Source organism: Anaerophaga thermohalophila DSM 12881 (genome assembly GCF_000191885.1).
In the GTDB taxonomy this organism is placed as follows: Bacteria; Bacteroidota; Bacteroidia; order Bacteroidales; family Marinilabiliaceae; genus Anaerophaga; species Anaerophaga thermohalophila.
In genome coordinates this window covers 1-2,034 of record NZ_AEWI01000194.1, presented here as the reverse complement: position 1 = coordinate 2,034, position 2,034 = coordinate 1, and the positions used below count along the sequence as shown (strand labels likewise).

At 42.9% G+C, this 2,034-nt stretch carries 2 protein-coding genes; both read left to right on the top strand.

Features of this window, described 5'->3' with window-relative positions; genetic code table 11:
* A partial coding sequence (locus tag ATH1_RS22030) for a hypothetical protein (RefSeq protein ID WP_010424954.1) occupies positions 1-234 on the top strand: 234 nt, incomplete at its 5' end.
* A gap of 3 nt (positions 235-237) precedes the next feature.
* On the top strand, positions 238-1,995 hold the full coding sequence (locus tag ATH1_RS0117590; protein WP_010420977.1) for a phospho-sugar mutase: 1,758 nt from the start codon (positions 238-240) through the stop codon (positions 1,993-1,995).
* The last annotated feature ends 39 nt before the right edge of the window (positions 1,996-2,034 follow it).

The following is a 2,034-nucleotide window of genomic DNA, read 5'->3' as shown; positions in this document are numbered from 1 at the left end:
GGCAGTCTAAAAAGCCTTTTGACCCCTAAATCCCCTAAAGGGGACTTTTTCAAACTGCTGATTTTTAGCAGTTCCCCTTTAGGGGTCAGGGGTAAAAATGTTAAAAATCAGCAGTTTGAAGGCTTTTTATACTGCACTCTAAGATGCTTTTTAGACCGGGCTCAAAATTATGCACTGAGCATAACAGAGATGGTCACAATTCAGTTTTGTCCAAAAAAACAATTAAAAATATAAGATATGACAAGAAAAAATATACCAGACCTGGTAAAACAAAGAGCCGAACAATGGCTTAAGGGTAAATATGACGAGGAAACCAAGGCCAAGGTGAAGGAAATGCTTGAGAGCGATGACCCTTCCGAATTAATTGATGCATTTTATAAAGACCTGGAATTTGGAACCGGGGGCTTGAGAGGCATCATGGGGACAGGAAGCAATCGTATGAATAAATACACGGTTGGATCAGCTACTCAGGGACTGGCCAATTATCTGAAAAAAGAATTTGCCGGACTTCAGGAAATTAAAGTGGTAATTGGTCACGACTGCCGTAACAACAGTCGTTTCTTTGCCGAAACGGTAGCCGATATTTTCTCGGCCAACGGCATTAAAGCCTTCCTTTTTGATGATCTGCGGCCCACCCCTGAAATTTCGTATGCCATCCGCGAATTAAAGTGTCAGAGTGGTGTTATCTTAACCGCATCACACAACCCTAAAGAATATAACGGATACAAGGCTTATTGGGAAGACGGCGCTCAAATTATAGGGCCACATGATAAAAACATCATCAACGAAGTTCGGAAAATTACGAATGTTGAAGATATTAAATTTGAAGGTAACCCCGATTTAATTGAAATTATCGGGGCCGCCATGGACGAAAAATTTATTCAGCAGGTCGCTTCACTCTCTTTCAATCCCGATGTTATCCGGCGTCAGAAAGATATGAAAATAGTTTTCAGCCCCATCCACGGCACTACAGTCAAAATTCTCCCCCAAGCCTTGAAAAGGATAGGCTTTGAGAACATCATTCATGTCCCGGAACAAGATGTTGTAAGTGGCGACTTCCCTACTGTTGTTTCGCCCAATCCCGAAGAACCTGCCGCCATGGAAATGGCAATTGCCAGGGCCGAAGAAACCGGTGCCGACCTTGTGGTTGCTACCGACCCCGACGGAGACCGGTTGGGCGTTGCATTCAGAAATGAAACCGGCAGGTTTGTCCTGGTCAATGGCAACCAGACCGCCATTTTACTCACCTGGTACATGCTGAACCAATGGAAAGAAAAAGGCTTGTTGACAGGAAAAGAATACACGGTAAAAACCATTGTCACCTCCGAGCTTATAAAAACCATTGCCGATGCCGCAGGAGTGGAATGTTATGATACATACACGGGGTTCAAATGGATTGCCGCAATAATAAGAGAACTGGAAGGCCGGAAAAAGTATATTTGCGGCGGTGAAGAAAGCTACGGATTCCTCCCTGGTGATTATGTCCGCGATAAAGATGCAGTGGGTGCAGTGGTTATGATGAGTGAAATTGCTGCTCTGGCAAAAGACCAGGGAAAATCGCTCTTTGAATTGCTCCTTGACATTTACATTACGTATGGTTTTTCACAGGAAAAGATGAAATATATTGTACGTGAAGGAAAGAGTGGAGCTGAAGAGATTGAATCTATAATGAAAAAATTCAGAGAGACACCTCCAACCCGCCTTGGCGGCGCCAAAGTATCATTGGTGAAAGATTATCTGACACTGAAATCAAGGAATCTTATCACCGGCGAAGTTACCGAAATAACCGATAAGCCGACCACCTCCAATGTTCTCCAGTTCTTTACTGAAGACGGTTCCAAAATTTCGGTTCGGCCCTCAGGAACCGAACCAAAAATTAAATTTTATTTTGAAGTAAAAGATGAACTGAAAAAACGGGAAGATTTCAATAACGTTACTGAAAAGGCTCTGAAAAAAATAGACCGGATAATGGACGATATGGAAGTGGACGAATAGCAGAGAATTATAAAAAACAAAAGTTCCGGAATTCCGGAA

Coding starts and splice junctions, on each gene's coding strand:
- ATH1_RS0117590 (WP_010420977.1), top strand. CDS start 238: ATGACAAGAAAAAATATACCAGACCTGGTAAAACAAAGAGCCGAACAA.